The 22,410-nt window shown below is 67.3% G+C and carries 26 protein-coding genes and 1 pseudogene; 15 read left to right on the top strand and 12 right to left on the bottom strand.

Annotation, left to right across the window (positions count from 1 at the left end; genetic code table 11):
• Nucleotides 1–4 precede the first annotated feature (4 nt).
• The 9 genes and pseudogenes from gcvT (at nt 5) to HTS88_RS01720 (ending at nt 7,194) form a co-directional block, all read left to right on the top strand.
• Nucleotides 5–1,138 carry a glycine cleavage system aminomethyltransferase GcvT gene (gene gcvT, locus HTS88_RS01760; protein ID WP_174174896.1) on the top strand — a complete coding sequence of 378 codons (1,134 nt, stop codon included), beginning with the start codon at nt 5–7 and terminating at the stop codon, nt 1,136–1,138.
• A gap of 194 nt (nt 1,139–1,332) precedes the next feature.
• The gene (gene gcvH, locus HTS88_RS01755; RefSeq protein ID WP_174174894.1) at nt 1,333–1,716 is read left to right on the top strand and encodes a glycine cleavage system protein GcvH; all 384 of its coding nucleotides are present in this window, start codon (nt 1,333–1,335) and stop codon (nt 1,714–1,716) included.
• Complete coding sequence (gene glyA, locus HTS88_RS01750; protein ID WP_343044861.1) at nt 1,713–3,035, top strand: serine hydroxymethyltransferase; 1,323 nt, start codon at nt 1,713–1,715, stop codon at nt 3,033–3,035. Before gcvH ends, glyA begins: the two co-directional genes overlap by 4 nt.
• Nucleotides 3,036–3,103: 68 nt before the next feature.
• On the top strand, nt 3,104–4,546 hold the full coding sequence (locus HTS88_RS01745) for an L-serine ammonia-lyase (protein WP_174174892.1): 1,443 nt from the start codon (nt 3,104–3,106) through the stop codon (nt 4,544–4,546).
• A 14-nt stretch (nt 4,547–4,560) separates the two neighbouring features.
• A complete protein-coding gene (lipA, locus tag HTS88_RS01740; RefSeq protein WP_174174890.1) occupies nt 4,561–5,568 on the top strand; it encodes a lipoyl synthase in 1,008 nt (335 codons plus the stop codon).
• A 50-nt stretch (nt 5,569–5,618) separates the two neighbouring features.
• Nucleotides 5,619–6,452, top strand: coding sequence for a methylenetetrahydrofolate reductase (locus tag HTS88_RS01735; RefSeq protein WP_174174888.1), 834 nt, complete (start codon nt 5,619–5,621; stop codon nt 6,450–6,452).
• Between the two features lie 61 nt (nt 6,453–6,513).
• Nucleotides 6,514–6,684, top strand: a pseudogene (locus HTS88_RS01730) (formyltetrahydrofolate deformylase); the annotation flags it as partial.
• Nucleotides 6,685–6,689: 5 nt separating this feature from the next.
• Nucleotides 6,690–6,908, top strand: a complete 219-nt coding sequence (locus HTS88_RS01725) for a hypothetical protein (RefSeq protein ID WP_174174886.1) — start codon at nt 6,690–6,692, stop codon at nt 6,906–6,908.
• 43 nt (nt 6,909–6,951) lie between these two features.
• Complete coding sequence (locus tag HTS88_RS01720; RefSeq protein ID WP_174174884.1) at nt 6,952–7,194, top strand: hypothetical protein; 243 nt, start codon at nt 6,952–6,954, stop codon at nt 7,192–7,194.
• A gap of 9 nt (nt 7,195–7,203) precedes the next feature.
• Here the strand turns inward: HTS88_RS01720 and HTS88_RS01715 are convergent, their stop codons facing one another.
• From HTS88_RS01715 to HTS88_RS01700, 4 genes are all read right to left on the bottom strand, one after another.
• On the bottom strand, nt 7,204–7,368 hold the full coding sequence (locus HTS88_RS01715; protein ID WP_174174882.1) for a hypothetical protein: 165 nt from the start codon (nt 7,366–7,368) through the stop codon (nt 7,204–7,206).
• A 177-nt stretch (nt 7,369–7,545) separates the two neighbouring features.
• Nucleotides 7,546–7,968 (bottom strand): universal stress protein, encoded by a 423-nt coding sequence (locus tag HTS88_RS01710; RefSeq protein ID WP_174174880.1) that lies wholly within the window; start codon nt 7,966–7,968, stop codon nt 7,546–7,548.
• A gap of 110 nt (nt 7,969–8,078) precedes the next feature.
• Entirely contained in the window at nt 8,079–9,857 is a 1,779-nt protein-coding gene (locus HTS88_RS01705) for a DUF5671 domain-containing protein (RefSeq protein ID WP_174174878.1), read from the bottom strand.
• Nucleotides 9,854–10,318, bottom strand: coding sequence for an LpqB family beta-propeller domain-containing protein (locus HTS88_RS01700; RefSeq protein ID WP_174174876.1), 465 nt, complete (start codon nt 10,316–10,318; stop codon nt 9,854–9,856). The genes HTS88_RS01705 and HTS88_RS01700 overlap by 4 nt, the downstream gene beginning before the upstream one ends.
• A gap of 176 nt (nt 10,319–10,494) precedes the next feature.
• Here HTS88_RS01700 and HTS88_RS01695 point away from each other — a divergent pair, with 176 nt between their 5' ends.
• Complete coding sequence (locus HTS88_RS01695; protein WP_174174874.1) at nt 10,495–11,136, top strand: NADPH-dependent F420 reductase; 642 nt, start codon at nt 10,495–10,497, stop codon at nt 11,134–11,136.
• On the top strand, nt 11,136–12,281 hold the full coding sequence (locus HTS88_RS01690; protein ID WP_174174872.1) for a luciferase domain-containing protein: 1,146 nt from the start codon (nt 11,136–11,138) through the stop codon (nt 12,279–12,281). Before HTS88_RS01695 ends, HTS88_RS01690 begins: the two co-directional genes overlap by 1 nt.
• A gap of 133 nt (nt 12,282–12,414) precedes the next feature.
• Here the strand turns inward: HTS88_RS01690 and HTS88_RS01685 are convergent, their stop codons facing one another.
• The 3 genes from HTS88_RS01685 to HTS88_RS01675 form a co-directional block, all read right to left on the bottom strand.
• Complete coding sequence (locus HTS88_RS01685) at nt 12,415–12,819, bottom strand: Hpt domain-containing protein (protein WP_174174870.1); 405 nt, start codon at nt 12,817–12,819, stop codon at nt 12,415–12,417.
• 143 nt (nt 12,820–12,962) lie between these two features.
• Nucleotides 12,963–13,157 (bottom strand): helix-turn-helix transcriptional regulator, encoded by a 195-nt coding sequence (locus HTS88_RS01680; RefSeq protein ID WP_104189442.1) that lies wholly within the window; start codon nt 13,155–13,157, stop codon nt 12,963–12,965.
• 3 nt (nt 13,158–13,160) lie between these two features.
• Nucleotides 13,161–13,643 (bottom strand): hypothetical protein, encoded by a 483-nt coding sequence (locus HTS88_RS01675; protein WP_174174868.1) that lies wholly within the window; start codon nt 13,641–13,643, stop codon nt 13,161–13,163.
• A gap of 130 nt (nt 13,644–13,773) precedes the next feature.
• Here HTS88_RS01675 and HTS88_RS01670 point away from each other — a divergent pair, with 130 nt between their 5' ends.
• The 3 genes from HTS88_RS01670 to HTS88_RS01660 are packed head-to-tail and all read left to right on the top strand — an operon-like array spanning nt 13,774 to nt 16,278.
• The gene (locus HTS88_RS01670; RefSeq protein ID WP_174174866.1) at nt 13,774–14,574 is read left to right on the top strand and encodes an oxygenase MpaB family protein; all 801 of its coding nucleotides are present in this window, start codon (nt 13,774–13,776) and stop codon (nt 14,572–14,574) included.
• Complete coding sequence (locus tag HTS88_RS01665) at nt 14,567–15,484, top strand: DUF817 family protein (RefSeq protein ID WP_174174864.1); 918 nt, start codon at nt 14,567–14,569, stop codon at nt 15,482–15,484. The genes HTS88_RS01670 and HTS88_RS01665 overlap by 8 nt, the downstream gene beginning before the upstream one ends.
• Nucleotides 15,481–16,278, top strand: coding sequence for a GNAT family N-acetyltransferase (locus tag HTS88_RS01660; RefSeq protein WP_174174862.1), 798 nt, complete (start codon nt 15,481–15,483; stop codon nt 16,276–16,278). The genes HTS88_RS01665 and HTS88_RS01660 overlap by 4 nt, the downstream gene beginning before the upstream one ends.
• A 36-nt stretch (nt 16,279–16,314) precedes the next feature.
• Here the strand turns inward: HTS88_RS01660 and HTS88_RS01655 are convergent, their stop codons facing one another.
• The 4 genes from HTS88_RS01655 to HTS88_RS01640 are packed head-to-tail and all read right to left on the bottom strand — an operon-like array spanning nt 16,315 to nt 20,452.
• Nucleotides 16,315–17,694 (bottom strand): LLM class flavin-dependent oxidoreductase, encoded by a 1,380-nt coding sequence (locus HTS88_RS01655; RefSeq protein WP_174174860.1) that lies wholly within the window; start codon nt 17,692–17,694, stop codon nt 16,315–16,317.
• A gap of 24 nt (nt 17,695–17,718) precedes the next feature.
• A complete protein-coding gene (locus HTS88_RS01650; RefSeq protein WP_174174858.1) occupies nt 17,719–18,498 on the bottom strand; it encodes an ABC transporter ATP-binding protein in 780 nt (259 codons plus the stop codon).
• On the bottom strand, nt 18,474–19,337 hold the full coding sequence (locus HTS88_RS01645; RefSeq protein WP_174174856.1) for an ABC transporter permease subunit: 864 nt from the start codon (nt 19,335–19,337) through the stop codon (nt 18,474–18,476). The genes HTS88_RS01650 and HTS88_RS01645 overlap by 25 nt, the downstream gene beginning before the upstream one ends.
• On the bottom strand, nt 19,334–20,452 hold the full coding sequence (locus HTS88_RS01640) for an ABC transporter substrate-binding protein (protein ID WP_174174854.1): 1,119 nt from the start codon (nt 20,450–20,452) through the stop codon (nt 19,334–19,336). The genes HTS88_RS01645 and HTS88_RS01640 overlap by 4 nt, the downstream gene beginning before the upstream one ends.
• Before the next feature lie 552 nt (nt 20,453–21,004).
• Between HTS88_RS01640 and HTS88_RS01635 the strand changes: the two genes are divergently transcribed.
• On the top strand, nt 21,005–21,442 hold the full coding sequence (locus HTS88_RS01635) for a VOC family protein (RefSeq protein WP_174174852.1): 438 nt from the start codon (nt 21,005–21,007) through the stop codon (nt 21,440–21,442).
• On the opposite strand, the gene HTS88_RS01630 is transcribed toward HTS88_RS01635, so the two are convergent.
• A complete protein-coding gene (locus HTS88_RS01630) occupies nt 21,439–22,323 on the bottom strand; it encodes a helix-turn-helix transcriptional regulator (protein WP_174174850.1) in 885 nt (294 codons plus the stop codon). The genes HTS88_RS01635 and HTS88_RS01630 overlap by 4 nt on opposite strands.
• Nucleotides 22,324–22,410: the final 87 nt, after the last annotated feature.

The following is a 22,410-nucleotide window of genomic DNA, read 5'->3' as shown; positions in this document are numbered from 1 at the left end:
CCTGATGACTGAGAACTACACAGCGCTCTATGAGCAGCACAAGCTGGCCGGCGCCTCTTTCACCGACTTCGGCGGCTGGCAGATGCCCCTTAAGTACAGCTCCGAGCTGGCCGAGCACCACGCCGTCCGTAACGCCGCCGGCCTGTTCGACCTCTCCCACATGGGCGAGGTCTGGGTCACCGGCCCGGACGCCGCAGCCTTCCTGGACTACGCCCTGGCCGGCAAGCTGTCCGCCGTGGCCGTGGGCAAGGCCAAGTACTCGCTGATCTGCCAGGAAGACGGCGGCATCATTGACGACCTCATCTCCTACCGCCGGAGTGAAGAGAAGTACCTGGTGGTCCCCAACGCCGGCAACGCCAAGGTGGTGGCCGCTGCCCTGGCCGAGCGGGCCGCCGGCTTCGATGTCACCGTGGAGGACGTCTCCGCCGAGACCTCCCTCATCGCCGTGCAGGGCCCGAACGCCGAAGCCATCCTCCTGACGCTGGTCCCCGCCGAGCAGCACTCCCTGGTGACTGAGCTGAAGTACTACGCGGCCGTCGAAGTAGGGATCACCGTCAACGGCGCTGTCCAGGACCTGCTCCTGGCCCGCACCGGATACACCGGCGAGGACGGCTTCGAGATCTACGTCCCGAACGGGGACGCCGCCGGCCTGTGGGAAGCGCTGCTGGAAGCCGGCGACGGCCACGGGCTCATCCCCGCCGGCCTCGCCTGCCGCGACTCGCTCCGCCTGGAAGCCGGCATGCCCCTCTACGGCAACGAACTCTCCCGTGAAGGCAACCCCTTCGCCGCTGGCCTCGGCCCGGTTGTCTCGCTCAAGAAGGAGTCGGACTTCGTGGGCAAGGCGGCACTGGCGGAGCTCAAGGAGCTTGGTGCCGGTTCCACCTCCGGCCGCAAGCTCGTGGGCCTCAAGGGACTGGGCCGCCGCGCCGGCCGCAGCCACTACCCGGTGCTCAAGGACGGCAACGTCGTGGGTGAGGTGACCTCCGGCCAGCCAAGCCCCACCCTCGGTTACCCGATCGCCCTGGCCTATGTCGACGTCGAACACTCCGAACCCGGCACCGCCCTGGACATCGACCTCCGCGGCAAGCCAGAGCCCTTCGAAGTAGTGGCCCTCCCGTTCTACAAGCGCCAGAAGTAACGGACGCCGACGGCCCGTCGGGTCCGACCTCCTCTGCATGCTCGGTCGCGAAGACGCCCGCTGAGCGGACGTGACGCTCCCTTAGACGCATGCTGCCGAGGTCGACCCAAAGGGGCCCGACGCTCTCTCACTTGATGCGGCTTTTGGCCCGACGCTCTCTCACTTTTCACACACCAGATTGAAGGAAACACACCATGGCAAAAGTTGTTGCTGAACTGAAGTACTCCGCCGAGCACGAGTGGGTTGCTGCTGATGGATCGGGACCGGTGAACATCGGAATTTCCGCAGTCGCCGCCGATGCCCTGGGCGACATTGTGTACGTGGACCTGCCCGAGGTCGGTTCCACGGTGACCGCGGGGGAGACCTGCGGCGAGGTGGAGTCCACCAAGTCCGTCTCCGACCTCTACGCTCCCGTCACCGGCGAAGTAGTGGAAATCAATGACGAAGTGGTCTCCGATCCCGCCCTGATCAACAACGATCCCTACGGCGCGGGCTGGCTCTTCAAAGTGGCCGTGACCGAAGAAGGCCCGCTGATGTCCGCTGAAGAGTACGCCTCAGCCAACGGCGGCGAACTGTGACCGCCCCGGCAGACGTGACCGCCTTCGAACAGGTGGTGTCGCCGTCGCTGGACGCCAACCTCGCCGCGCTGGACCCGGAGATCGCCGCGAAGATCGACGACGAACTCACCCGCCAGCGTGACGGCCTGGAGATGATCGCCTCCGAGAACCACACCGCCGTCGCCGTGATGCAGGCGCAGGGATCGGTGCTGACCAACAAGTACGCCGAAGGCTACCCGGGCAAGCGCTACTACGGTGGCTGCGAGCACGTGGACGTGATCGAACAGCTCGCCATCGACAGGATCAAGGCGCTCTTCGGTGCCGGGTTCGCCAACGTCCAGCCGCACTCCGGCGCGCAGGCCAACGCCTCGGTCATGCACGCGCTGATCAAGCCCGGCGACACCATCATGGGCCTGAACCTGGCCCACGGCGGCCACCTCACGCACGGCATGAAGATCAACTTCTCCGGCAAGCTCTACAACGTGGTCCCCTACGGCGTCCGCGAGGACACCCACACGGTGGACATGGCAGAGGTGGAGCGCCTGGCGCAGGAGACCAAGCCCGCGCTGATCGTGGCCGGCTGGTCCGCCTACGCCCGGCAGCTGGACTTCGCCGAGTTCCGCCGCATCGCCGACTCCGTGGGCGCCTATCTGATGGTGGACATGGCGCACTTCGCCGGCTTGGTGGCCGCGGGGCTGCACCCGTCGCCGGTCCCGCACGCGCATGTCACCACGTCCACCACGCACAAGACCCTCGCCGGTCCCCGCGGTGGCATCATCCTGACCAACGACGCCGACATCGCCAAGAAGATCAACTCGGCTGTGTTCCCCGGCCAGCAGGGCGGCCCGCTGGAGCACGTCATCGCGGGCAAGGCCGTGGCGTTCAAGATCGCCGCGTCCGAGGAGTTCCGTGAGCGGCAGGAGCGCGTCCTGGCCGGCGCCCGGATCCTGGCCGAGCGCCTGGTCCAGCCGGACGTCACCGCCAAGGGCATCAGCGTGGTGTCCGGCGGCACCGATGTGCACCTGGTCCTCGTCGACCTGCGCAACTGCGAGCTCGACGGGCAGCAGGCCGAGGACCGGCTCGCGGCCATCGACATCACCGTCAACCGCAACGCCGTCCCCTTCGACCCGCGCCCGCCGATGGTCACCTCCGGCCTCCGGATCGGCACGCCGGCGCTCGCCACGCGCGGGTTTGGTGAGGCTGCCTTCCGCGAGGTTGCGGACATCATCGCCGAGGCATTGACGGCCGACGCCGATGGGGATCTTTCCGGGCTGCGTCACCGCGTCGAGGGACTCGCCAAAGCACACCCGCTCTACCCGGGCGTCGCACCACTGTCCTGATCGTCTGGTCACCCTTGGCCCGGTGGGGCCGCGCTATCTCACCTTCTCCGTCCAGTTAGGAACACACCATGGCAGTCGGCGTTTTTGATCTGTTTTCGATCGGGATCGGGCCTTCTTCTTCTCATACTGTGGGGCCGATGCGGGCTGCTGCTGTTTTTGCGGAGGAGCTTAAGGCTTCCGGCGCCCTGGCGGAGGTGGCCTCGTTGCGGGTGGATCTTTATGGGTCTCTGGCGGCGACCGGTCATGGGCATGGGACGATGACGGCGGTCCTGCTGGGCCTGGAGGGCTTCCATCCGGAGCTGATCCTGCCGGAGGAGGTGGAGGAGCGGCTGGCCGCGATCGCTGAGACCGGGACCCTCCAGCTGGCCGGTGCGGTGGCATTGCCCTACGGGGTGAAGGACATGGTGCTGAGGCCGTTGACGGTCCTGCCGCGGCACACCAACGGGATGACGTTCACGGTGTCCGACGCCGGCGGCCAGGTCCTGCACACCGCGACGTTCTTCTCGGTGGGTGGCGGGTTCATTGTCCGTGAGGGTGAGGAGGACGCGGCGCTGCAGGAGCTGGAGGAGTCCAAGAAGGAGCTGCCGCTGCCGTTCCGGACCGCCGCGGAGCTGCTGGAGCACTGCCGGGCGACCGGTCTGGGGATCAGCGACGTGATGCGGGTCAACGAGGAGGACAGCCGCACCCCTGAGGAGATCCGGGCGGGCCTGCTGCATATTTACTCCGTCATGGAGGGCTGCGTGGCCACGTCCTTGAAGCGTGAGGGTGTGCTGCCCGGGGGTTTGAAGGTCCGCCGCCGTGCCCCTGACTGGTACGACCGGTTGCGGAAGGAAAGCGCACGCCCCGGCGGCGCCGGAAGCGATGCCGGTGCCGGCTCGGGGGAGTTCCATGACCCGAAGTATTGGCAGGAGTGGGTTAATTTGATCGCCCTGGCGGTGAATGAGGAGAACGCCTCCGGCGGCCGGGTGGTCACGGCGCCGACGAACGGTGCGGCCGGGATCATCCCCGCGGTGCTGTACTACGCGCTGCATTTCGCCCCTGGGATGGAGAACGCCACCCAGCAGGACCGGGACGACGTGGTGGTGAAGTTCCTGCTCGCCGCCGGGGCCGTCGGGGTGCTGTACAAGGAGCAGGCGTCCATTTCCGGGGCGGAGGTGGGCTGCCAGGGCGAGGTGGGCTCAGCGTCGTCGATGGCTGCCGCGGGCCTGGCGGAGGTGATGGGCGGGACTCCGGCGCAGGTGGAGAACGCGGCGGAGATCGCGATGGAGCACAACCTGGGTTTGACGTGTGATCCGATCGGCGGGCTGGTCCAGGTGCCGTGCATCGAGCGGAACGCCATCGCCGCGGCGAAGGCGATTAACGCGGCGAAGATGGCGCTCTGGGGCGACGGGTCGCACCGGGTCTCCCTCGATGAGGTCATTGTGACCATGCGTGAAACCGGCAAGGACATGAGCTCCAAATACAAGGAAACGGCCATGGGCGGCCTCGCCGTCAACGTCGTCGAATGCTGAAAGAAGAAAACCACATGACATTGGCACCTGAAGGCCGGAAGCTGTTGCGCGTTGAACAGCGTAATGCTGCTGTTCCGGTGGAGCGGAAGCCGGAGTGGATCAAGGCCAAGGTCCAGATGGGCCCGGAGTTCGTGGGCTTGAAGAACCTGGTCAAGAAGGAAGGCCTGCACACGGTGTGTGAGGAGGCCGGTTGTCCCAACATTTTCGAGTGCTGGGAGGACAAGGAAGCCACGTTCCTGATCGGCGGCTCGGAGTGCACCCGGCGCTGTGATTTCTGCCAGATCGATACCGGCAAGCCCTCCCCGGTGGACATGTTCGAACCCACCAAGGTGGCTCGCTCCGTGCAGGCGATGCAGCTGCGCTACGCCACCGTCACCGGCGTGGCCCGGGACGACCTCGAAGACGAGGGCGTGTGGCTGTACGCCGAGACGGTCCGGAAGATCCACGAACTGAACCCCGGCACCGGCGTCGAGCTGCTGATCCCGGACTTCTCCGGCAAACCCGAGCACATCAAAGCGATCTGCGATTCCAAGCCCGAGGTGTTCGCGCACAACGTCGAGACGGTGCCGCGGATCTTCAAGCGGATCCGTCCGGCCTTCCGGTACGAGCGGTCCCTGGACGTGATCACGCAGGGCCGGAACCTGGGCATGGTCACCAAGTCCAACCTGATCCTGGGCATGGGCGAGACCCGCGAGGAGATCTCCGAGGCCCTGCGGGACCTGCACGAGGCCGGGTGCGACCTGATCACCATCACCCAGTACCTGCGCCCGAGTGAGCGGCACCTGCCGGTGGACCGGTGGGTCAAGCCGCAGGAATTCGTGGACCTCCAGGACGAGGCCACCGAGATCGGGTTCCTCGGCGTGATGTCCGGGCCGCTGGTCCGCTCCTCCTACCGCGCCGGGCGGCTCTGGGCCACCGCGATGCGGAAGAAGGGCTGGGAGATCCCCGCCGAACTCGCCCACATCGAGTCCTCCGGCAGCACCCGCCAGGAAGCCAGCTCCCTGCTGGCGGCCACTGCATGACGGGATAGCCACCGCTGAAGCCCCTGAAAACTGAAGCAAAGACAGGACCAATGATGTTCCCCGTCAGAATCGAAATCATTCCCTCCGAGGGAATCGTTGAGCAGGTCCGAGCCAAGGTGTCCGCGGCCACGCCGCTGAGCGTCACCTGCCTGCCGCACCACGGCATCGAGCGCACCATGCGCACCGCCGTGGAGCTGAGCGACGCCGGCTACCAGGTGATCCCGCACCTCGCCGCCCGGAGCATCCGCAGCCGTGCCGAGCTCACCGAGATCATCCGTGGCTGCGATGCTGCGGGAATCCGCGAAGTCTTCGTTATTGGGGGAGACCGGAAGCAGCCCGCCGGCACCTACGACTCGGCGCTTCCGGTCCTCGAGGACATCGCCCAGTACACCGGCGGAATGATGCGCGTGGGCGTGGCCGGATACCCGGAGGGCCACCCGCTGGTCAGCCCCCTGGACCTGCTGGACGGGCTGCTGGCCAAGCAGCCTCTTGCCTCGCATGTAGTCACGCAGATGTGCTTTTCCGCCGGCAAGATCCACGATTACGCCGCGCTCCTGCGCCGCGAAGGCGTCCACCTGCCCCTGTGGGCGGGCGTGGCGGGGTCCGTCCCGCGGACCAAGCTGGTGGCACTCGCCACGCAGATCGGCGTCGGAAGTTCCCTGAAGTTCCTCAGCCGCAAGGGCCCGCTGGCCCGCAAACTCCTCAGCGGCGACCGGTACTCCCCGGACACCCTGGTGGCCGGGCTCAAAACCACGCCCGGCACCGTCGCCGGCATCCACCTCTACAGCTTCAACAGCCTCGATGCGGTCCCCAACGATGCGGCCGCGTCTTCCCCTTCCGCACTCCAGACAGCTTTGATCCGAGGAGCAGCACGTGACAACTAACCCTGTGACAACCCGCCAGGAGCCGCATCTTGGGCGGCAGCTCACCAACGCGGGGCCTTATGAGGGCCCGTTCATCTCGCAGCAGGTCATCGAGGTGGACCACACGTACACCGCGGACGACCTGGTGGCGGTGGGCCGGGACGCGGAGTGCGTGGCGCTCCGGAATGCCGTCCGCTGGCACTGCGAGGGCCGGATCCTGCTGCTGGGCAACCGGACCGTCGTCCTGCGGTAGGCGCCATGAAACCGAGCGAAGCTCACAGCTGGCGGCGGGTGTCCTGGAACGCCCTGCCCGCAGGCCAGCCGGTACGCCTCTCTCAGGACGGGCAACATATCGGCTGCGGCGTGGTGGACGGGTCCACACCGGACGGCTCCATTATCTGGGTGGTCCTGGACGGGTGGTCCGAGCGCCGCATGTTCCACCGGGAGGACTTCGTCAAAGTGGAGATCAAAGGATAGGGCCGGCTGTTGACCGCCCACCCGCAATTGGCCACGATGGGGTATGACTGACACTGGAGCTGACCCCGCAGGCGCCCCTTCTGGCGACGATGCCGTGGAGGAGGTTGACGGCGTGGCGACGGCGGAGAGTATCGCGGACGAAATCCGGGACGAGATCCGCCTGGGCCACGTCGAGGACGACGTCAGCCACGTGCTTGAGGAACGCTTCGACGAGGCCGGCATAAGCTTGCGTCCGGAGGCCGTCGATGACCTTGCCGAGGAGATCGAGAAGGACGCCTCGACCTAGGGATCAGGGCTACGGCCAGTCCGCCAGCCTGAACTGCACGGGCTGCCGGATGCCGACCAGGAGGTCGCCCGTCCACTCGGCGACTGTCCGCTGACGGCCCTCCAGCGGGTCCGAAATTGCAGGCTGCTGGCCATCCTCGCGGGCAGTCTGCGTAGCGTCGTCCGAGCGTTCCATGTATCCCCCTTGGCGTGCTTGTGAAGCTAACCGTAGGCAGGCCGGGACGGCAGCGGAAGAGGGTTTATCTATCGACGGGATAAACTTGGCAAATCTTGAGCAAGAGGCGCATAAAGCAAGCGGACGACGGCGGGAGCTCCCGCCGTCGTCCGCTGTCCTTTGCCCCGTTGGGTGGGTTTAGTCGTCGTAGGTGTTGGCGATGTAGACGTCGCACGGCGCGTTGTGCGCCACGCTGTTTGCCACGCTGCCGAGGAGGCGGCCGATGCCGCGCATGCGCCGGTTCCCGACGACGATCAGCCGGGCGTCCAGGCGCATGGCTTCCTTGATGAGTGCGTCAGCGGGCTTGCCGCGGGCTGCGAAGTAGCTGATCTCCACTCCCGGCCGTGTTTCGCCAAGGGACTTTGCCACCGTTTCGGCGGCCTCGGAGTTCCAGACCTTCACTTCATCAGAGCCCACGCCGAAGGTCTCGGACCGGTCGACGTCGAATGCGGTGACGATGTGGAGGGAACCTCCCAGCGATTTTGCAAGGCCCAGCGCCACTTCCGCAGCCTTCCGTGCCGACGGGCTGCCGTCCACACCTACAACAACTACTCCGCTCATGCTGTGCTCCCTTGCTCTCTGTCCGTGGTTCAACGTCCATTGGCCAGTCTAGAGAAGTCCGGGCTGAAGACCCTACGTCATTTTGTGGATGTCCCCACTTTGTAGTCCGCTCAGCGCAGCGAGCCCAGCGGGATGACTTCCAGCCGCGACCCCGGGCCCAGGATCACCAGAACGTGCGGGGCCGTAACGTTCTCCACGGCTTTGGCCACCTGGACGGCGACGGCGTCACCGGCGGCCGGAGCAGCGTCAGCGGCTTGAGAGGCAGCTCCGCCGGCGCTGGTGTCCGATGCTGGCGAAACTGCGCTGGAAGCTGCCCCCACCGAATCTGCACCGGCCGCCGGAAGGACCGGGCCGCCGTCGTCCGCCCGTACCCAGACGGTGACCCTGGCAGCGCCCGTGGCGTCAGCAATGCCCCGTGCCAAGGCGTCCGGGTCCGGGTGCTGCCCCACGACCAGGGTGAGCTGCTCGATGGTCCGTTTCCTGGCCGGCTGGGCGGCCGGGAGGAGGGCGCGGTCGTGCCGCCACAGGGCGAAGTGGTACCCGGCCACAAGGGCGGCAGCCACCAGGAGCCCGAACGGTGCACGGATGCGGTCCAGGAGGCTGCCGCCTGTGACGTCCCCGAGCAGGAACTCGAAGACCCGGTAGCCGATCACCAGGAGCGTAATGAGTGCCACCACGGCGCTGACGCCAAAGAATGCGATGAGGTACACGCGGCGTCCGGGCGGGATGGCATCGGCAGACTGAGGCTGGCTCCTGGGCTTCCACGCCAGCCACCAGACCGGCCCGCCCACCAGGAGGGAACTGATACCGCCAAGGAGCAAGGTGCGCGTAGCCCCACCCGCCAGCGGGGAAACGGCGGCTGCCAGCAGTGCGTTCACCACAACGCCCACCCCGGACGCTGAAGCAGCCAGGGCAACCGCGGACGTCACCAGGAGGCTGGCACGCGTGGTGGCGGGGGACCGGCGGATGGACGCGGTGCGGTGGTAGCGCCACACCAGCGCCCCCACGAGTGTTGCGGCCACGGCCGGAGCCAGCGGCTCCAGCAGTTCGTTCAGGGGGTCATCCCGGTCGAACGCCAGCCGCAGGAACACAAACAGGACCACGCCCGCCCCGCCGAGGGCAGTGATGCCGGCCGCGAAAACCCCGACGATGATCATGATGCTGTCAACCAGGTTGGTCTGGAAGCGGCGCCCGCCTTCCCTGAACCAGTGCCACCACCAGACCACGGTTCCGCCCGCCGCCCACACGAGCGAGCGGAGCACGGAGTACCACCAGGGCTCAACGGTCACCGTCAGGGGGAAGCCGCGGACAGCGACGTCGAGCAGGCCGCTGAGCGCTGCGATGCCGGCTCCGGCGCCGAGCAGCAGGCCAAACACTGAGCCTACGACGGCCCTCACGTCGTCCAGGTGGACCGTGGGCTTCCGGGAGTGCTTCCACATCCAGCGGTGCCACCCCCAGATGGCCGCCCAGGCGATGGCGTTGGCAAGCGCCGGCGCCCAGTCACCGTCCCGCCGCCCTATCAGGGACGCCGCCATCCCCAACAGCGAGGTGGTGAAGATGATCAGGGAAACCCCATACATGGCGGTGAGGTAGAGGCCCCACCCGGCGGACCTGCGCTCTGCCTCGTCGTCGAGCCTGCGCCACACAAACCACCACAGGAGCAGGGCGAGCGGACCGCCGATCAGGGTAAAGGCCAAGGACCGGGCGAGTCCGGCCACATCCGTGGATGCCAGCACAGCCCCTGACGTGAACAGCCGGTCGAGCAGTCCGCTGAGGCCACTGGCGGCAATTACCACCAGGGCGAACAGCAGGGCGTACTGGATGAGCCGGCGCAGCGTCACCTGGGCGAGCCCCGCCGGCAGAACCGTCGTGCCTGCCGGGGCGCTCATGGTTTGACCTGTGTTCCGGTGCATGCCATCAGCTGGTACGGCGCCTGGCTGATCTTCCAGTCTCCATCCGCCTTCACCAGCGAGAAGATGTCTTCCGACTCGTACTCGGAGGGGCCGAAGGGCCCGTCCTGGGACGAGTTGACGATTGAGACGCGCACGGTGGCTGACTGGTCCCGCTCCGACGTGGACACCAGGACCACCCGGGCTGGCCGGGGCTCACCGAAGTACGAGCCGCGGCAGATGGTGCGGGCGGAATCCGTGAGGTACGTTTCGGCAGTTGCGAGGTCGCCGTCGATCACGGCCGTGCTGTACCGCTGGACGACTCCGGCCGGGCTGGCCTCATCGAGGGGTTCAGGATCTCCCCGGGAAAACACCACGGCCAGGGCCACCACCACCAGCAGTCCGATAACCCCCAGCAGCACGAGGAGGATCCGGTCCGGTTTTCGCGCTGCATCAGTCATGGCGCCAGTATGCACTGTCGGCACGACATTCGCTGGTGTCTTTCGGCCCAAAAAATACTTGACACTTCAACGAAAAGCACGTACGTTTAGTTGTAGCTTCAAGTAGTAATCCACAAACGGCAGAACAGAACCCCATGACAAACCTCCTGGCCCGCATCTTTGGAAAGAAGAACCCCATGACTGACATCACCATCATCGGCAACGGCAACATGGCCCGCGGCATCGCAACCCGGGCCCTGGCGGCACGCAAGACCGTCGAAATCCTCGGCCAGGACGCAGGCAAGGCCCAGGCCCTTGCGGCCGAACTGGGTGCCGGCGTCGCCTCCGGCACCACGGCGCAGGATCCCCAGGGCAGCATCGTTGTCCTCGCCGTGCCTTTTGACGCCGCCAAATCCGTCGTCAGCACCTACGGTGCCGCGCTCGAAGGCAAGACCATCGTGGATATCACCAACCCGGTGAACTTCGAAACCTTCGATTCCCTGGTGGTGGAGCCGGGCACATCCGCCGCAGAGGAAATCGCGGCGCTGGCACCCGCCGGCGCAAGCGTGGTCAAGGCCTTCAACACCACCTTCGCCGGCACCCTGGTGGCCGGGGAGTCGGACGGCCAGCCCCTCGACGTCTTCATCGCAGGCGACGACGACGCAGCCGCCCGTGCAGTCAGCGGCTTTGCCAGCGCCGCCGGAATGCGCCCCCTGGTAGTGGGACCACTCAAGCGTGCCCGCGAGCTCGAGGGCTTCCAGTTCGTCCTGATGACCCTGCAGGCCAACCCTGAATTCGCAGACTTCAACTGGGACACCGGGCTCAAGGTCACCAACTAATGAACACCCCGTATGTAGTGGCAACCGCCGGATCGTCGGACCCGGCGCAGCCGCTGGTGGTGTTGCTGCACGGCAGGGGTTCAAGCGAACGCGGGATCATCGGTCTTGCAGAGCACCTGCCCGCCGGCCCGGTCTACGCGGCCGTGCGGGCGCCGATCGCTGAAGGTGGCGGCTACGCCTGGTTCCGGAACCGTGGCATCGGCAGGCCCGTCGAGGAATCCCTGACCGAAACCATGGCCTGGTTCCGGAGCTGGCTTGACGCCGTTGCTCCGGCCGGCCGGCCCGTGGTGCTGGTGGGATTCAGCGGGGGAGCGGCGTTCGCCGGCGGCCTCCTGCTTTCCGACCCCCATCGCTTTGCCGGCGGGGCGATCCTGTACGGCACCCTGCCCTTCGACGCAGGGGTGCCCCTCTCGGCGGCCCGCTTGGCCGGGGTACCCGTCTTCGTTGCGCAGGGCGAGCAGGACCGGGTCATCCCGGCAGAGCTGCTGCTGCGGACGTGGAACTATCTCCTCACAGAGTCCGCCGCCCCGGCCTATGCCCGCCGCGATCCGGGTGGGCACGGCATCACCGGGGAGACGCTGGCCGAACTCGGCGGCTGGATCCGTGAACGGCTTGCATTCGTGGCACGGCCGCGCGCCAACGGCGACAGTGACGTAAAGGCCGGGTGGACCGGGCTGCGGGAGGATGGCCTGCCGCTTCGTGCTGGACATCGTCCGCAGGTTTCATGGACCATTCCGCAGGAACAGCGAAGCGACAACGCGCGGCGGGAGTTGCAGGAGAAACTGTTGTCCCGCATCAGCACGCTGGCCGGTGTTTCCACCCGGCAGTCTGCCATTTCGGTGCCTGGAGCCACGGGACTCATGCTGGGCCCCGCTCCTGCTGCAACTCCGGACGGTTTCCTGGTGCCGTCCGTGGGCGAGTTCGCCCACCAGCATCCGGCCCACGACGGCTCACTCCACGTTGCCTTGCCCCCGGTATTGGCCGCGGAGGCGGTGGCGAAGGGCTGGGCGGTTCCCCATCCGCTGGCCGGCGTCCGGCTGGCCAGTGGCATGGTCCTGGTTTATGGTCCCCGCGACGACAGCGAACTTGAGACGGTTGCAGCCATCGTCCAGACCAGCCACCACTACGCCACCCTGCAGGTCTGACGCTCTGGGTGGGGCTGCCGGCACGGGCGGGCCAGCCCCAACCGGAACGGACGACGGCGGGAGGTTCCGCCGTCGTCCGTTCCTGTTCCGGGGCGCCGCGTCAGTCCGCGGGACATCGTGCCGTGCCGTCGGTTCAGTGACCTTTCCGCAGGTGGTCCTGCAGGACATAGATGGTGCGCTGGGCGCACTGCTTGAGCCTCCGCAGGTGCTCCGCCGCAAGCCGGGGCAACACAACGGCCGGGTCGGCGGCCCTGGCTTCCTCCCGCAGCGATCCTTCAAGTTCCAGGGCGAGGGCGGCGAGCCTCTCCGCCCCCACCATCTGGCTGGACGTCTTGAGGCTCAGGACAGCATCCATGGCACCCGGCAGGTCGCCGGTGGTCAGGGCAAGCCGTACCTTTTGCAGCCTCTGGGGCATCTGCGCGATGAAGGCCTCCACAAAGACCTTCCACACGCCCTCGTCATCCTCGAGTTCGTCGCGCAGCCGCTCAAGCACTGCGGGGTCCAGGAGGGGAGGGACGTTACCGTCCGGCTGGGTCATGTCGGTGCCTCGATGCAGCCCATGACCCCCCTCGCAGCCGGAATTCCCGTGGTGATGTCCGCGGGCTTTCACAGGACGCTACGGTGAGCGGGGATGGAGGGCACGAGTGGTGGGTACTCGATTTTCGGCGGGCATTGCTCGTGCTAGCTGCCGGGCGTGAAGATGTCCTCGATGGTGCACCCGAAGAGTGATGCCAGGCGGAAGGCCAGGGGGAGTGACGGGTCAAACCGGCCCTTCTCGATGGAAATGACGGTTTGCCTCGAGACTCCCAGCGCATCGGCCAGCTTCTGCTGCGACCAGCCATGCTCCCTGCGCAGTTCCGGAAGAGTGTTCTCCATCGGCTACCCCCGTCTCCGGTTGACGATGTAACGGATTCCCGCGGACAGCATTCCCACGACACTTACGGCCAGCAGGCCCACGGACCCCTCAATTTCAAGGGGCGTCAGGAAGAGCACCGCTGTTCCGAGGCCGGAAAAGATCAGCAGGTCGTGGAATGCTCCTGCGGCGGCATTGTCATACCAGCGCGATTCCACGGATTCCTCCGGGCGGGAGGCCGCGCCCTCCAGGGAATCCCGGTCAACAAGGAACGCCCAGGCGAGTGCACACATGGGCAGGGCCATGAGGGCTGCCACGATGGCGGCACCCAGCAAAGGCTGCTGCGGAGCAAAGCCTGCCAGGGCGGCAGCTGCCGCGATCAGCGCGGCGAGAAGGATCCCCAGGGGGATGGCGGGCATCATGGCCGGTACGGTGCGGGTGCCAAGCCGGGCCCGTCCCCAGGCGGTGCGTAGCGGATTCCCTGCCGCACTGTTCTTGTTCTCCGTCATGTCAGACCCCCAGTTCTTGTCGGTAATCGATGTCTCCAGTGTAAAGCGAGCTTGACTGTAAAGTAAACTTGTCCATTGCGCGCGTTCCCAGGCCCGCTCCATCCCGTTGTCCCTCCGGTACCCTGAGGGAATGGCGCGGGAACTTGCGGACTTGAATGCGGAGGTCATCCTGCTCGCGGGAGCGGGACGGGCCCTCCTGCTGCAGCTTGCAGACCCCGGCGTGGGCCGCGGCGTCGCAGAGCACAGCACCTTCACGGACCGTCCCATCAACAGGCTCAAGGGCACACTGACCTACGTGTATGCCGTCACCTACGGGACTGACGAGCAGGTCAAAGAGGTCCGGCGCAGGGTGAACCGCGCCCACGTCCCTGTCCGCCGGGATGCCGATCACGAAACGCCCGGCTACAACGCGTACGACCCTGAGCTGCAGCTGTGGGTCACAGCAACGCTTTACGACACCGCCCTGGTCATCATCGAGAAAATCTACGGCCCGCTCGACGACGAGTCCGCCGACGCCATGTACAGGGACTACGCGAAGCTGGGGACAGCCCTGCAGCTGCCGCCGGACATGTGGCCGAAGGACCGTGAGGCGTTCGGCCGGTACTATGACGCCCGCATGGCCGGCCTCCGGGCGAGCGACGCCGCCATCCGCGTGGGCCGCGGGCTCCTGTATCCACGGCATGCAGCGCTCTGGTACCGCGCGATCATGCCGTTCGCCCGGTTCCTGACGGCCGGCCTCCTCCCGGACCAGTTGCGGAATGACTTCGGCCTGCCGTGGAGCGGGCGCCACGAACGCCGGTTCCACCGCACCATGAAAGCCCTCGCCGTGGCCTACCCAAAGCTGCCGCAGCGCCTCCGGCACTGGTTCAAGAACTACTGCCTCTCCGAGCTGGACACCTTCTCCCGCCGGGCAGGGCGCGTCAGTGCTTAGTTCCACTCCGCTGGAGGCGCGGCTTGACGAGCGGGCCCGGCGGTTCCTGGCCAGCGCCCCTGCCAGCCGCGTCCGGCCAAAGCTCACCGAATTCGTGGTCTTCGGCCTGAAGCAGGGCTGGGCATGCATCTTCGGCGCCACCCTGCTTGCAGTGCTGATGGCCGCGCGGCTCTGGTACCCGGACGGGGCCGGACTGGCCCGGAACGACTTCCTGACCCTCGCCGCGGTGCTGATCCAGGTCCTCATGGTCGCCTTCAGGCTGGAAACCCTGAAGGAGCTGCGGGTCATTATCCTGTTCCACCTGGTGGGGACGGTGATGGAGCTTTTCAAGACCGACGCCGGCTCCTGGTCCTACGAGGCCGAGGGCTTCCTGCGGATCGGGGCGGTCCCCCTCTTCAGCGGCTTCATGTACGCGGCCGTCGGCTCCTACATGGTCCGCGTCTACCGGCTGTTCGACCTGAGGTTCGCCCGCTATCCGCGGCGCTGGATCACGGCGGCCGTGGCCGCGGCCGTCTACGGCAACTTTTTCAGCCACCACTACATCTGGGACGCCCGCTGGGTGCTGCTCGCCGCCGTCGTGGTTGTCTTTGGCCGGTGCGTGATGCACTTCAGGGTGTTCAGGAAGCATCACAGGATGCCGCTGCTGCTCGCCTTCCTGCTGGTGGCGCTGTTCATCTGGGTGGCCGAGAACATCGCCACCTGGTCCGGCGCCTGGCTGTACCCCAGCCAGGTGGACGGCTGGCAGCCCGTTGGGTTGGAGAAACTGGTGGCGTGGTTCCTGCTGATGATCATTTCAGTGGTGCTGGTGGCCTGGGTCTACAAGCCGCAGCCGCCTGCCGCGGAAACCCCGGATGGTCCAGCGGCTGCCAGGCAATCAATCCCGGCGTCCACCAGTAAGCTCGCGGAATGAGTGAATCCGCACGGTTCCTGGCTGCCTACGATGAACAGCTGCGCACGGATGCCGAGACACCCGGCGCCGTCTCGGTGAAGAGGCACGGGCCGTTGCACCTGGCGGCGTTCCGGGACGGCCGCGGCTTTGTGACATACCGGGATCTTGGGGATGCCGGCACTGAGGCCTTCCGCCGGCTGGTCCGGGGGGCGGTGGACTGCTTCCGGGCCGATCCCGGGATCACCCGGGTGGAATGGAAGACGCGCAGCCATGACCACGCCCCCGGACTGCATGAGGTGCTGCTGGGGCACGGCTTTGTCCCTGATCAGCCGGAATCCATCATGATCGGCGGCGCGCAGGCGCTCAGCGTCCCCGTGCCGCTCCCTGACGGCGTGGTGGTGCGGCAGGTGGTGGACGAACCGGAGGTCCGGGCGATGTGCGCCATGCAGGATGAAGTCTTCGGCGATCCGGTGTCCGACGGGATGGCCGATGCCCTGCTGCACCGGCTCTCGCTGCGTGACGGGATGCAGCTGTGGGTGGCCGAGGCGGACGGCGGGATTGTCAGTGCCGGCCGTCTCGAGCCGGTGGAAGGCACGGCCTTCGCCGGGATCTGGGGCGGTGCCACGCGTCCGGAATGGCGCGGCCGCGGGATCTACCGGGCTTTGACCGCCCGCCGGGCACAGTCGGCCCTCGGCCTGGGCAAAACGCTCATCCACAGCGATTCGACCGAGTTCTCACGGCCCATCCTGGAGCGCTCCGGGCTGGTCAAGGTCTCCACCACCACCCCCTACCGCTGGCGGCGGGAGGGCAGCTGACCGCCCACCTTCCCGCCCGGTGCCCGGCCTGTCCACTCAGAATGCCGGACCAATCGAGGCCAGCTCCGGAGCGGCAGCACCGGCGTACCGGTTCTCCGGCCGCGCAAGGCCGTAGTGCTCCCGCAGCGTCCGGCCGGTGTAGCCGGTGCGGAACAGTCCCCGCTCCTGCAGGATCGGCACCACCTGGTCCACGAATGTTTCAAGCCCCGAGGGCAGCACCGGCGGCATGATGTTGAAGCCGTCCGCCGCGCCGCCGTCGAACCATTCCTGGATGGCGTCCGCCACCTGCACCGGTGTGCCCGTGAAAGTCCGGTGTCCGCGGCCGCCGCCCAGGCGGCCGATCAGCTGCCGCACGGTGAGCTGCTCCCGCCGGGCGAGCTGGACGATCAGTGTGTAGCGGCTTTTGGCGCCCTCGATCTCGTCCTCGCTGGGCAGGTTCTCCGGCAGCTGGCGGTCAAGCGGCAGGTCCTCCGGCGCAACGCGAAGGGTCTTGGCCAGCTGGATCCGGGCGTATTCGGGCTTGATGAGGCGGTCCAGTTCGCGTTCCAGCTCCAGCGCTTCTTCCTCGGTTGCGCCGATGACCGGAACGATGCCCGGCAGGATCTTAATGGTCTCCGGATCACGTCCTGCAGCCGCGGTGCGGTTCTTGAGGTCGCCGTAGAAGGCCTGTGCGTCAGCAAGTGTCTGGTGTGCGGTAAAGACGGCGTCCGCGTACCGGGCGGCGAGGCCCTTGCCGTCTTCGGACGAGCCCGCCTGGACGATCAGCGGGTGCCCCTGCGGGGAGCGGGGCACGTTCAGGGGGCCACGGACCCTAAAGTGCTTGCCCTCGTGATTAATGACCCGGATCTTTTCGGCATCACCCCACACGCCCTCCGCCTTGTCCGCGAGCACGGCGCCGTCCTCCCAGCTGTCCCACAGCTTGTGGGCCACCTCGATGAACTCGGCGGCACGCTCATACCGCACGGCGTGGGCGGGCTGGTCGTCCACGCCGAAGTTCCGGGCGGCGTCGGGCCCGGCTGTGGTGACCACATTCCATCCCGCGCGTCCGCCGCTGACCCAGTCCACCGATGCGAACCGGCGGGCAAGGTTGAAAGGCTCGTTGTAGGTGGTGGAGGCGGTGGCGATCAGCCCGATGTGCTCCGTGGCCCCGGCGATGGCGGTGAGGAGCACCGTGGGTTCGAGCTTGCCGGAAGGGCGGCGTCCCACCTCGCCGAACAGGACGGGGGAGTCGGCGAAGAAGATGGAGTCCAGCCTGCCGCGCTCGGCAGTTTGGGCGAGCTGCTTGTAATGCTCCACGTTGGTGCTGGAGTGCGGGTCGCTTTCGGGCAGCCGCCAGGAAGCTTCGTGGTGGCCGGTGCTCATCAGGAAGGCGTTGAGGTGGAGCTGGCGCTGTGGTGAGGAGTTTTCGGAAGTCATGGGATGGTCCTTCGGATCTGGAGTTCAGTGGGTGGTGCCGACGACGCCGAGGTCGGCGAGGAGATCGCGGCGGAGGGCTTCGTGGCCGGCAGCGTCCGCGGCGGAATCGATGTCAGGTGACACCGTGCGGATTCGGGCAACGCGGCCGCTGTCCAGGACCACGATCCGGTCCGCGAGGGCAATGGCTTCGTCCACGTCGTGGGTCACCAGCAGGACGGCCGGGCGGTGCGCGGCCACCAGGTCCTGCAGAAGCCCGTGCATCCTGATCCGGGTCAGGGCATCGAGCGCACCGAACGGTTCGTCGGCCAGCAGCAGCTGCGGCTCCCGGACCAGGGAACGCGCCAGCGCCACGCGCTGCCGCTCACCGCCGGAGAGCTCGTGGGGCCAGGAACTTTCGCGGCCGGCAAGTCCTACTTCGGCGAGGGCCTTGCGTGCCCGCGACCCGGCGTCGTGCTCCCGCAGCCCCAAGGTGACGTTGCCCAGGACGGTGTCCCAGGGAAGCAGCCGCGAATCCTGGAACACCACGGACACGCGCTCGGGGACGGTGATCACCCCGCTGCCGCGGACGTCGTGGTCCAGCCCGGCGAGGGCGCGCAACAGTGTGCTCTTGCCGCAGCCGCTGGGGCCCAACAGGGCCACGAACTCGCCGGGGGCGATGTCCAGGTCCACGCCGTTCAGGACGCTTTTCGGCCCGAAGCTGCGGATCAGGTTCCGCACGGAGACCGTGCCGGAGGCCGCCGTGCCGGCACGAGGGGCGACGGCGGAGGGTGCGACGGCGGTCATCCCGCCAGGGTGCGCTGCCATGAAAGGGCCTTTCGTTCGATGAAGCGGACAATTCCGTCTGAGAGGAGCCCCAGAATGCCGTAGACGGCCAGTCCAAGGACGATGATGTTGGTTTGGCCATAGGTGCGGGCGAGCTCCATCATGTAGCCGATGCCGCTGGTGGCGTTGATCTGTTCCACCACCACCAGGGACACCCAGGCTCCGGTGACGGCGAAGCGCAGGCCCAGGAAGAATCCGGGCAGGGCGCCGGGGAGGACCACCTTGCGGATGAAGGCGGCGCGGCCCAGGCCCACCGTCTGGGCAAGCTCCACATAGCGCAGGTCGATCCCGCGCAGTCCGGCGTGCGTCTGGAGGTAGATCGGCACGAAGACGCCCAGGGTGATGGTGAGTACCTTCACGGTTTCGTCGATGCCGAACCAGAGGATGAGCAGCGGAATCAGCGCCAGGCCGGGAATGGCGCGCTTGATCTGCACCGGCCCGTCGATCAGCGCTTCACCCACGCGGCTCAGCCCTGCCAGCAGGGCCAGCACTGCGCCAACAAGGATGCCGAAGAACAGTCCCAGGCCGGCGCGTTGGGCGGAAATGGCCAGGTTTTCCTGCAGCCGGCCGTCGGCAATCAGCTCACCGGCGGTGGCTACCACGGTCCAGGGTTCGGACAGGATCCGGGGGTCGAGGATGCCGGTGGCGGACGTGAGGGTCCAGAGTGCCAGCAGGGCGACGGGGCCCAGCAGCCAGGCGAACCTGCGGCGCCGTCCCGGGCCGAGCCGCTTTCCGGTGGGCCGGACGTCCGCACGCTTGTCGGGGTCGGAGTCCAGGTGGGGTTCGACGGCGGGCCGTTCCAGTACGGGGGCGGCGCTCACGCTGCACCGCCCTTGCCCGCTGCAGCGAAGGCCGTGCCTGCGATGGCTTCGTAGCGGCTGTCATAGAGGTCGGCCGCTTTCAGCTGCGGCTTCTTCTGTTCCCGGGCCAGCAGGTCGATGGTTTCCTGGTGCCGGGCAATCCCGTCCGCCCAGGACGTGGGGACATCCCGCTTTCCGGCTGCGTCGATCAGGTACTGGCCGTCCGCGCGGGAAAGGCCCTGGTCCGTGACGTAGTAGCCCTCCAGCCACTCCTCGGGGTGGTCCTCGATCCAGCGTTGGGCCTTGCCCCACGCCTCGACGTAGGCAGCCAGGGCCGCCGCTTTGGCCGGGTCGGCAAGGACTGTCGCCGGGGAGTAGAGATGGCCGGGATCATCCCGCAGTCCGTGCCGGAGGGTGATGCCGCCGTCGGCCTTGTACTTGGCAAGGTAGCGCTTGATTTGGACTCCGCCCAGCGGTGCGGCGTCCACCTGCCTGCTGGAGAGCGCCGACGCGTAGGCGTCGCCGGTGCTGGGCAGTTCCACCAGCTTGACGTCGTCCTGCGCCAGCCCGGCCTTCTGGAGGATGCGCAGCACCAGTGCGCCCTGGGCCTGGCCCGGGCTGTAGGCGACTTTCCTGCCGCGAAGCTCCTCCAGCGTGCTGATGCCGGCTCCCGGTGCGATGCCCAGTTCGTAGAGCGGGTGGTTTACGGCATCCTGGCGGTAGGCGCTGGCGATGATGCGGACGTCCAGGCCGGTCCAGGTTGCGTGGATGGGCGGGATGTCCGCCACCGAGCCAACATCGAGGGCTTTGGCGCGGAACGCTTCGGTGGTCTGCGGGCCGCCGGAGATGTTGGCGAACTCCAGATTTATGCCGTCGAGGTTCTTGATGAGGCCGGAAAGTTCCAGCGCCACGCGGATGCTGGGATCGCCCACCGTGATGGTGGTCCCGGCAGGCACGGACGTGGCCAGCGGTGCCAGTGACTGCCCCGCCCGCTGGCCGACGGCTGTGGCGGTTCCGCCGCACGCGGTCAGCAGCCCCAGTGCGGGCAGTGCGAGGAGGCTGCCCAGGGCGCGGCGCCGGGTGAAGGTGTGCCCGCCTGTGGCGGAGGCGGTCGGGGGAGATGCAGTGAGGAACATGCGTGGCCTTTCGGTAGAAGGGTGCTGGTCTGGAAAAGGGTGCTTTGCTGGAAAGGGGTGCGGGGAGGAGGGCAGGAAGGCGCAGCTGAGCAGGCCTTGTGAATGAGCCCGGGGAGGAAAACGCGGGAACCGGAGGTGCCGGCTGGTCAGCGGCCAGGTGCTGGACTGCGGTGCAGGCAGGCCTGCACGCGGCACATTCGGCCGGTGCGGCAGCTGCGGGGCGGACAGGAGGACATGATGCCCGGCGTGCGGTTGGATGTTTGAGGCATCAGTCCTCCTTTCCTAGGCGTGCTGTGATTCGACGGCATCCCATGGCCGTGGAAACACCTAAACACGGGTTCCCGCCCCCTGGCCAGCACCCCGCAACAGACGCTCAACGCGAGGAAACAGCGCTACTTATGAAGCCATGGGGAGGACAAACCACGCCGCCGGACGCCATGATCCGCAACGGGGCTTAACGTGACTGGAAGGGCGGCGCGGAAGTCGTGGCTCACAGGACAGGAACGGGCAGGGCGCCCGATCGACCCCGCAGGCCGTCTGTAAGCTGGGCGGATGACGGCACCCCAGATCTATGTCAGCTTTCCCGGCACAGCCCGCGAAGCGTTGAGCTTCTACGCGGACGTTTTCGGCGGGGAACTCTTCCTGCACAGCTATGAGGAGTTCGGGCGCAAGGACGGGCCACCGGATGCAATAGCCCATGGGGTCCTCAAGGGCGTGGTTGCCGTGGCGGGTTCGGACGCGGCGGAAGGGCAGAACAGCGTCCGCCTCCAGGGTGTGATGCTCTCGTTGCTGGGGACTGCCGAACCGGAGGTCCTCCACGGCTGGTTCGACAAGCTCGCCGTGGGCGGCCGGGTGGTGGACCCGCTCGGTCCCAAGCCCTGGGGCGCATCAGACGGCCAGGTTATCGACCAGCACGGCCTCCACTGGCTCATTGGCTACGAGTCCGGACTTGAGCCGGCGGAGTCCGTCCAGGAGGGACAGCCCGCCTAGCCCCGTGCGTTCGCCTGCGCCAGCTCTGCGATGTTCTCTGTCACCGCCCAGGAAGCCAGGAGCTTCAGGGCTTCCTCGGACGGGCTGCCGGGCGTGGCCGGGTAGACCGTGAGCGAGTGCCCGGGGTCCTCCTCCAAACCCAGGACCTGGTAGTTCAGTTCCAGGAGCCCCACCACGGGGTGCTGGAAAAACTTGGTCCCGGAATAGTGCCGCCGGACATTATGTGCGGCCCAGCGGGTGCGGAACTCGTCGCTGCGCATTGACAGCTCGCCAATGAGTTCCGCAATGCCCTTGTCATGCGGGTTGCGGCCGGCCTCCCGACGCAGGATGGCCACGTTGGCGCTCGCAGCCCGCTCCCAGTCCGTGTAGAAGTTGTGCGCCCTGGGATCCAGGAAGATAAAACGTGAATGGTTGGCCGGCCGGGCAGGCCCCCGGTACATGTCCGAGTACAAGGCGTAGCCGAGGGTGTTGGCGGCCACGATGTCCATCCGGTTGTTCCCGATGAAGGCCGGTGCCCCGGTAATGGTGTCCAGGAGATACCGCAGCTCGGGACGCACGCTTGCCGGAACCGGGGCGGAGGCCCGCTTCCGGCCGGACATGTTGGCGGTCCTGGCAAGGTCGTACAGGTGGTCGTGCTCGGCGCGGTCCAGCTCCAGCGCCCCCGCGATCGCGTCCAGGACGCTGTCCGACACACCCGCGAGGTTCCCGCGTTCCAGTCGCGTGTAGTAGTCCACGCTGACGCCGGCGAGCCGGGCCACTTCCTCCCGGCGCAGTCCGGGCACGCGCCGCCGCCCGCCATACGGTTCAATGCCCGCCTGTTCCGGAGTGATGCGCCCCCGGCGCGTGGAGAGGAACTGCCGTACCTCGGCTCGGTTATCCATACAGGACACGTTACGACGAATGCCACTGCCCTAAAGAGGGTCTGCCATAACCCGGTTCAGCAGGGCCCTCGCTACGCTCACGGGCAG

This window comes from Pseudarthrobacter oxydans, assembly GCF_013314975.1.
Lineage (GTDB): Bacteria > Actinomycetota > Actinomycetes > Actinomycetales > Micrococcaceae > Arthrobacter > Arthrobacter oxydans.
The sequence above is the reverse complement of the archived record's forward strand: the minus strand, read 5'-3'. Positions and strand labels throughout refer to the sequence as shown.